A 2,713-nucleotide genomic window follows, 5' to 3' on the forward strand; every position below is an offset into this window, starting at 1 on the left:
AACGCACACGGCGGTTGCCCAGGTGGTCGATGTCATCGACTTCGCCGCGACCGTTGCGCAGGTCCACCAGGATCTTGACCACGGCCAGGATGTCCTCGTTGGACAGCACCATCGGGCCGGTGGATTCGTCACGGCCCACGCGGGCGTTGAACTTCATGCGACCCACGCGCGACAGGTCGTAGGTGTCCGGGTTGTAGAACAGGCGGTGGAACAGGGCCTGCACCGCGTCCTCGGTCGGGGGCTCGCCGGGGCGCATCATGCGGTAGATGGCCACGCGTGCAGCAAACTCGTCAGCGGTTTCGTCGCTGCGCAGGGTCTGCGAAATGTAAGCACCCTGATCCAGTTCGTTGGTGTAGAGGCACTGCAGGTCCTGCACGCCGGCGGTGCGCAGTTTTTTCAGCAGCGCTTCGGTCAACTCGTCGTTGGCCTTGGCCAAGATTTCGCCGGTGTCAGCGTCCACGATGTTGCGGGCCACCACGCGGCCGATCATGAAGTCTTCGGGCACGCTGATGTGCGTGGTGCCCGACTGCTCCAGCTCGCGGGTGTGGCGCACCGTGATGCGCTTGTCCTTGGCGACCACGACCTTGCCGGCCTTGTCGGTGATGTCGAAACGGGCGACCTCACCGCGCAAGCGCTCGGGCACAAAGGCCATCTGGGCACCGCTGTCCATGACACGAAAGTGGTCGTTGACGAAGAAGTTCGCCAGGATGGTCTCTGGCGTCAGGCCAATGGCCTTCAGCAGAATCGTGACCGGCATCTTGCGGCGGCGATCGACGCGGAAGAACAGAATGTCTTTCGGATCGAATTCGAAGTCCAGCCAGGAACCACGGTAGGGGATGATGCGCGCCGAAAACAGCAGTTTGCCCGAGCTGTGGGTCTTGCCCTTGTCGTGCTCGAAGAACACGCCGGGCGAGCGGTGCAACTGCGACACGATCACGCGTTCCGTGCCGTTGATGATGAAAGAACCTTTGTCGGTCATCAGGGGCACTTCACCCATGTAGACCTCTTGCTCTTTCACTTCCTTGATCACCTTGGACTGGTTGGTCGAGGACTCACGGTCGTAAATGATGAGCTGCACGCGGGCGCGCACGGCCGAGGCAAAGGTCAGACCACGGGTCTGGCATTCGCGCACGTCAAACGCCGGCTTGGCGAGGTTGTACTCGACGAACTTCATCTCGACAAAACCGTTGTGCGAGACGATGGGGAAGGCGGCTTCAAACGCAGCCTGCAGGCCCTCGTTGGTCCGTTTCTTGGGGGCCGAATCCGCCTGCAGGAACGCGGTGTAGGCGTCCTTCTGCATCTGCAAGAGGTAAGGAATCGCAATGACGGTTTCGCGGGTGCCAAAACTCTTTCGGATGCGTTTGCGTTCGGTGTATGAATAATTCGATGCTGAGGCCATGCGATCTCCGGGCTTGAGGTCTGCGGCGACTGTCTTGACTACCGGGCGCATCAAACGCTCGGTGACATGCTTGGTGGCTGGCCTCTACCAACCATTGGCGGACGGCCTGTGCGTTGCACACAGGCCCGAACCAAGTCGTCTTCTGCAGTCGGGGTCAGAAGACACTCAAAAACACCTTTTGAACGTTTTTCGCCAGCATTCACGCTGTCTAGAAACCGGTCCAGAGGTCGATTTTTGGGTGTGCTCTGAAAGCACCAAAGGCTGGAGGCTCTTTCGAGCACTCCAGCCCCTGAAGGGTTCCGAATTACTTCAGTTCGGCCTTGGCACCGGCGTCCACCAGCTTCTTCATGGCGGCTTCGGCGTCTGCCTTGGCAATGCCTTCTTTCACGTTCTTCGGCGCGCCGTCGACCAGGTCTTTGGCTTCTTTCAAGCCCAGACCGGTGATTTCGCGCACGGCCTTGATGACGGAGACCTTCTGTGCGCCGGCTTCCAGCAGCACGACGTTGAACTCGGTCTTCTCTTCAGCCACGGCAGCAGCGGCACCGCCACCTGCAGCAGGCGCGGCCATGGCGGCAGCGCTCACACCAAACTTCTCTTCGATGGCTTTCACCAGGTCGTTGAGTTCCATGACCGTCATGCTGTCGAGCGCGGTCAAAAATGCGTCTTTATCGAATGCCATTTTGATTTCCTAACAATGGTTTTAAACGAACGTGCCCAGCATCAAGCTGCGGCAGCGTCTTCTGCCGGGGCGGCGGTTTCAGCTGCAGGTTCTGCAGCCTCTTCTGCCGGTGCGGCAGCGCCTTCGCCTTTTTTCGCCGCCAAGGCGCCCAGCACAACGGCCGTACGCGACATGGGCGACATCAGCAAGCCACACAGCTGAGCCAACAACACTTCTCTCGAAGGGATGCTGGCGAGCTGCTTCACGCCCTCGACGTCCAGGACCTTCCCACCGTAGACACCACCGCGAATCACCAACTTGTCGTTGGTTTTCGCGAAGTCAGCCACCACTTTCGCGGCGGCCACAGCGTCTTCAGAGAAGCCATAGATCAGCGGACCGGTCATCTGGTCCACGCCCACTTCAAAACTGCTGCCAGCCACCGCACGGCGGGCCAGGGTGTTTTTCAACACACTCAGGCTCACACCGTTGCTGCGGGCTGTGACGCGCAGTTTGTCCATGTGCGCAACCGTGATGCCACGGTATTCCGCCATCACGAGCGTTTGAGCTTTTGCGGCGAGGCTGGTCACTTCGGAAATGACCGCTTCTTTCTCACTGCGATTCAGACTCAAGGTCTACTCCTTAAATGTGCCTATGGC

The 2,713-nt window shown here is 59.7% G+C and carries 2 protein-coding genes and 1 pseudogene; all 3 read right to left on the bottom strand.

The features are described 5' to 3' along the window. A pseudogene (gene rpoB / locus Q7J58_RS12875) lies at window positions 1-1,399 on the bottom strand (DNA-directed RNA polymerase subunit beta); the annotation flags it as partial. A 304-nt stretch (window positions 1,400-1,703) separates the two neighbouring features. After that, the gene (rplL, locus tag Q7J58_RS12880; protein WP_304828527.1) at window positions 1,704-2,078 is read right to left on the bottom strand and encodes a 50S ribosomal protein L7/L12; all 375 of its coding nucleotides are present in this window, start codon (window positions 2,076-2,078) and stop codon (window positions 1,704-1,706) included. A 41-nt stretch (window positions 2,079-2,119) separates the two neighbouring features. Beyond that, entirely contained in the window at window positions 2,120-2,686 is a 567-nt protein-coding gene (gene rplJ, locus Q7J58_RS12885; protein ID WP_304828530.1) for a 50S ribosomal protein L10, read from the bottom strand. Window positions 2,687-2,713: the final 27 nt, after the last annotated feature.

The organism is Hydrogenophaga sp. (assembly GCF_030656115.1).
Lineage (GTDB): Bacteria > Pseudomonadota > Gammaproteobacteria > Burkholderiales > Burkholderiaceae_C > Hydrogenophaga.